Source organism: uncultured Mycobacterium sp. (genome assembly GCF_964249325.1).
In the GTDB taxonomy this organism is placed as follows: domain Bacteria; phylum Actinomycetota; class Actinomycetes; order Mycobacteriales; family Mycobacteriaceae; genus Mycobacterium.
In genome coordinates this window covers 1-4,670 of the sequence record NZ_CAXUCH010000221.1, presented here as the reverse complement: position 1 = coordinate 4,670, position 4,670 = coordinate 1, and the positions used below count along the sequence as shown (strand labels likewise).

Here is a 4,670-nt window from a genome sequence, read left to right as displayed (position 1 = left end):
TGATCGTGGGCACCAGATACGACCGCGACTGTGGGCTGAAGCTCGCGGTTCGCTCCATCGCCACCACCTCTGCTGCGGTGGCTGCCATGGAAGCGGAGGCCTGCTTGGCCGCATCGGCCAGCTCACGAATTTCGCTGGCGGGCAATATGTTACCGCGCTCCATGACACCCAACAAAGAGGAGAAGCCACGCTCTGATGCGCCCAGCGCATGCATCGCTGGCCGCGCCGCCGAGCCCGCCGGCGGCAGCCGGCGGGCACTGGCGGGCCGCTGCGTCGGCAATGGCAACGAGCGCAGCCAGCGGTACCGGAGCAGCAATAGCGTCGCCGGAATCGCCGAGCCGGCCGCAATGGAGCCGGTCACCACAAGCAGCGCCACGAACCATCCCCAGGCCGCCAGCAACACCGTCACCAGTGCCCAAAACACCGAGGCGACACCGAATATCACGGCCCAGCGCAATGCGCGGCGGCGCCGCCGCAGCAGCCGGGCACGCGGATCGGTCACCGCGCTGATCTTCTGCGCGACCAAGTCCGAGAGCACGTTGGCGGTGTCGACACCGCGCTGCAACAATGTGCGCCACTGTCTGCCGCCCGTGACCCGCTGACCCGACTCCACCGCCATGGCGCCGACCTTCCGCTTACTTCTGGCCGAGGGGCTTTTCCGCGGTGGGTTCCGAAGCTGCCGCGGGAGTGGCAGGGCTGCCTGCACCGGCGCCGCCGGACGGCCCCCCAGCCGGCAGGGCCTCGCCGCGCATCGACGCCCGAATCTGTTCGAGGCGCTGGTGGCCGGCCATCTGGACGCTGGCCTGCTCGACTTCGAGCATGCGGCCCGCGACCGAGCCCTGCGCCAACTCGGCGGCGCCGACCGCGTTGGCGTAACGACGTTCGATCTTGTCGCGCACCTCGTCGAGGCTCGGCGTGGTGCCAGGCGCGGCGAGCTCGCTCATCGACCGCAGCGAGGCACTGACCTGTTCTTGCATCTTGGCTTGCTCGAGCTGGCTGAGCAGCTTGGTGCGCTCGGCGATCTTCTGCTGTAGCACCATCGCGTTCTGCTCGACGGCCTTCTTGGCCTGGCCGGCGGCCTGCAGCGCCTGGTCGTGCAACGCCTTGAGGTCTTCCACACCCTGCTCGGCCGTGACCAACTGGGCCGCAAACGCTTCGGCGGCGTTGTTGTACTCGGTGGCTTTGGCGGCGTCGCCGGCGGCAGTGGCCTGGTCGGCCAGCGCCAGGGCTTGCCGGACGTTGACCTGAAGCTTTTCGATGTCGGCCAACTGCCGGTTCAGCCGCATCTCGAGTTGGCGCTGGTTGCCGATCACTTGCGCCGCCTGCTGCGTCAGTGCCTGGTGCTGACGTTGGGCTTCCTCGATGGCCTGCTGGATCTGCACCTTGGGGTCGGCGTACTCGTCGATCCGGGCGTTGAACAGCGCCATGAGGTACTTCCAGGCTTTGACGAACGGATTGGCCATGGGTTAGCTCCGCCTTCGTGTCGGGGTCGATGGACTGCCGCCCTACCTGCTGCTCAATTTATCCGTTGGGCGTCGATTGCCCCACCCGTGTTGCGCATGAGCCAAACCGGGCCTCAGGCAATCGCCAGCGACACCGGCGGGATGACCACCTTGGTGCTCGCATCGATGTTGGCGGCGCTGGCCGTGGGCGGAATGGCCGCATGCTCGTGGGATGCCATCCGCTCACCGGCGTCGATGAGCACCTCCGACAACGGAACCTCGAGCGCGTCGCAGATCGCGTTCAGCAGCTCACTGGAGGGCTCTTTGCGGCCGCGCTCGACCTCGGAGAGATATCCCAGGCTCACCCGCGCGGATTCGGATACTTGCCGCAGCGTACGACCTTGCGAAGTCCGCGCGCGGCGCAGCACGTCGCCGATGACCTCCCGTAGCAGTGACGCCATCGCGCTCTCCTTTGTCCGGTCGTCGGTGATTGGCAGCGGTCACTAACCTCAACGCCGACTGCCGCGGCGTGGTTCCCCGCGGGCGTCGGCCGTGGTCAGCGGGTCGTGCAGCGAACTTCCCTGGCGGCCGACGCGACGTAGTCCACCCCGGTGACGACCGTCAGGACGACGGCAGCGCCCATCACCGCCGTCGCGGCCACCAACCAGGAACCCGAAAGCGGTAGGACGAACAAACCGATCGCCACCGCCTGAACGAGCGTCTTGAGTTTGCCGCCCCAGCTGGCCGGAATAACGCCGCGCCGCAGCACGGCGAACCGCAGTACGGTCACCGCGACCTCGCGCACCAGGATCACTACGGTTATCCACCACGCCAAGTCGCCGAGCGTCGAAAGCCCGATCAGCGCTGCGCCGATGAGCGCCTTGTCGGCAATCGGATCGGCTAGCGTGCCCAATTCGGTCACCATGCCGTAGGTGCGGGCCAGCGCACCGTCGAACCGGTCAGTGATGACGGCCACGGCGAAGATGACGAAAGCTGCGACGCGGCTGGTGGTGTCGTGACCGTCGCCGGCGAGCAACGCAAGAACGAAGATAGGGACCAGCACCAGCCGCAAACCGGTCAGCATGTTGGCGACGTTGGTGACACGGACCCGCCGTACCGTGGGACCGGTTTGAGGCTGCCCCGTCACCGCATCAGAATAACGGGTGCTCAGCTGGCGCGTCCCAAATGCCGATACTGTGCACCCGTGGGGCCAGCGGGAAGTTCACCGGACCATCGAGCCGTGGTCCGGCGCGCGCGTACCTCTGACGTTCCGGCGATCAAGCAGCTGGTGGACACCTACTCCGGAAAGATCCTGCTGGAAAAGAATTTGGTGACGCTGTACGAGGCGATCCAGGAGTTCTGGGTGGCCGAACACGACGGCGAGGTGATCGGCTGCGGCGCACTGCACGTGTTGTGGTCCGATCTCGGCGAAATACGCACGGTCGCAGTGCATCCCGATATGACGGGTCGCGGCATCGGCCACACAATCGTGGACCGTCTCATCGAGGTGGCGCGCGAGCTGGAACTGAAGCGGCTGTTCGTGTTGACTTTCGAAACCGAGTTCTTCAGCCGGCACGGGTTCACCGAGATCGAGGGCACTCCGGTGACCGCCGAGGTGTACGAGGAGATGTGCCGCTCTTATGACCTGGGCGTGGCCGAGTTCCTCGACCTGAGCTATGTCAAGCCGAACATCCTGGGCAACTCCCGGATGCTGTTGATTCTCTGACAGCTCACAGCGGAAACTTCGTATCCGTCAGCCGCTCGGACAGTTCCCAGAGCGCGGCCGCAGTGCTTGCTCGCTTGGCCGGCCAGCTGCGCCAGGTCGGCTGGGTGCGGCCGTAAAGGCCCAATCGCGGGCCGACGAAGGTGTCGCCCGGCAGGTCCTGCGATACCGCGTACAACGTTTGGCGGGCGCCGAAGTCGGCATCGGTGGACACCACACGGTCGGCCGTCAGTACCACCGCGTCGCTCACTTTGCGGCCGGACCGGCCCTGCAGGTTGGTGTGCGACCAGCCGGGGTGGGCGGCCAGCGCGCGCACCGACGACCCGAGGGTGTCCAGGCGCCGCTGCAGCTCGCCGGTGAACAGCAGGTTGGCAAGCTTGGACTGGCCATAAGCAAGCCACCGCGAATACGGCCGGGACTGCCAGTTCAAGTCTTTGAGGCTGATGTAGCCGATCATGTGCAGCAACGAGGAAACGGTCACCACCCGGTCGGCGAGCTTGGTCAGCAGCAGGTTGGTCAATGCGAAATGACCGAGGTGATTGGTGCCGATATGACGCTCGAATCCGTCGGCGGTCACCGCGTAGTCGACGGCCATGATGCCGGCGTTGTTGATCAGGACGTCGGCGTGATCAATGTCATCGGCGAAGCGTCGCACCGACGACAGGTCCTGCAAGTCGAGTTGACGCACCTCGAGGTGCCCGGTGGTGGTGCTGGCGATCTTCTGGGCGGCGGCTTCACCCCTTCGCATGTCGCGCACCGCGAGGATTACGTGGGCGCCAACCCGGGCCAATTCGCGGGCAGTCACCTCGCCCAGGCCGCTGTTGGCGCCGGTGACGATGGCGGTGCGCCCGGCGAACGAGGGCAGCTCTGCTGCTGTCCAACCAGCCATGGCAGACACCCTAATCCGACGTTGCGAGGGGTTCTGACCGGGGATTAGCGGCCTGGGCTACGAAGCGCGCAGCGGGTCCAGACGTCTCCATGCCCAACGCGGGCCTCCCGGTATCGTCGCTTGGAAGCGCGCCAATCCCACCTGGGCGCCCCGACGGCCTTCGAACCAGGAGCACTCACTTGGGACGCGATGTAGGCCTTCCCGACAACGGTTACCGGTTGGCGCGGCGGCGACTGGTATCTGCCCGGCAAGCGTCGATGGCTTCCGGATGTATCTAGGCGTCATTGTCAATCCGCAGGCCCGAAAAAACCGTGGGGCGGCTGATCGCAGCGCCGAGCTGCGCAGCATCGTCGGCCGGTGGGGTGAGGTGCACGAAACCGACTCGGTCGAGGATCTCCGGGTGGTCGTCGACCAGCTCTATCCGCGGGTCACACACCTGGTAGGCGACGGAGGCGACGGGGCGCTGCACTGGTTGATCAACGAGGTCCAGCGATGCGACGCCGATCCGCAACGCTGGCCGGCATTCGTGCCGACCAACAACGGCAGCGTGAACGCCGTCGCGCGTAAGGCGCGAGTACGCGGGCGGGCCGATGCGATAATTCGCGCATTGGCGAGC

General features: G+C 66.3%; 6 protein-coding genes and 1 pseudogene (1 of these 7 running past the window's edge). 2 read left to right on the top strand and 5 right to left on the bottom strand.

What is annotated here, in order from left to right; genetic code table 11:
• The 4 genes and pseudogenes from ACFE99_RS20545 to pgsA form a co-directional block, all read right to left on the bottom strand.
• Positions 1-619, bottom strand: a pseudogene (locus ACFE99_RS20545) (hypothetical protein); it reaches 228 nt to the left of the window's first position.
• A gap of 16 nt (positions 620-635) precedes the next feature.
• Positions 636-1,463, bottom strand: a complete 828-nt coding sequence (gene pspA / locus ACFE99_RS20540) for a phage shock protein PspA (RefSeq protein WP_375488256.1) — start codon at positions 1,461-1,463, stop codon at positions 636-638.
• Positions 1,464-1,576: 113 nt separating this feature from the next.
• Complete coding sequence (gene clgR, locus ACFE99_RS20535) at positions 1,577-1,903, bottom strand: transcriptional regulator ClgR (protein ID WP_375488255.1); 327 nt, start codon at positions 1,901-1,903, stop codon at positions 1,577-1,579.
• Between the two features lie 95 nt (positions 1,904-1,998).
• Positions 1,999-2,589: a CDP-diacylglycerol--glycerol-3-phosphate 3-phosphatidyltransferase gene (gene pgsA / locus ACFE99_RS20530; protein ID WP_375488254.1), complete on the bottom strand. Its 591-nt coding sequence runs from the start codon at positions 2,587-2,589 to the stop codon at positions 1,999-2,001.
• A gap of 57 nt (positions 2,590-2,646) precedes the next feature.
• On the opposite strand from pgsA, the gene ACFE99_RS20525 reads away from it, so the two are divergent.
• Positions 2,647-3,168: an amino-acid N-acetyltransferase gene (locus ACFE99_RS20525; RefSeq protein WP_375488253.1), complete on the top strand. Its 522-nt coding sequence runs from the start codon at positions 2,647-2,649 to the stop codon at positions 3,166-3,168.
• A 4-nt stretch (positions 3,169-3,172) separates the two neighbouring features.
• Here the strand turns inward: ACFE99_RS20525 and ACFE99_RS20520 are convergent, their stop codons facing one another.
• Entirely contained in the window at positions 3,173-4,054 is an 882-nt protein-coding gene (locus ACFE99_RS20520) for an oxidoreductase (protein ID WP_375488252.1), read from the bottom strand.
• 268 nt (positions 4,055-4,322) lie between these two features.
• Between ACFE99_RS20520 and ACFE99_RS20515 the strand changes: the two genes are divergently transcribed.
• A partial coding sequence (locus ACFE99_RS20515) for a diacylglycerol kinase family protein (protein ID WP_375488251.1) occupies positions 4,323-4,670 on the top strand: 348 nt, incomplete at its 3' end.

Coding starts and splice junctions, on each gene's coding strand:
- clgR (WP_375488255.1), bottom strand. CDS start 1,903: ATGGCGTCACTGCTACGGGAGGTCATCGGCGACGTGCTGCGCCGCGCG.
- ACFE99_RS20520 (WP_375488252.1), bottom strand. CDS start 4,054: ATGGCTGGTTGGACAGCAGCAGAGCTGCCCTCGTTCGCCGGGCGCACC.
- pspA (WP_375488256.1), bottom strand. CDS start 1,463: ATGGCCAATCCGTTCGTCAAAGCCTGGAAGTACCTCATGGCGCTGTTC.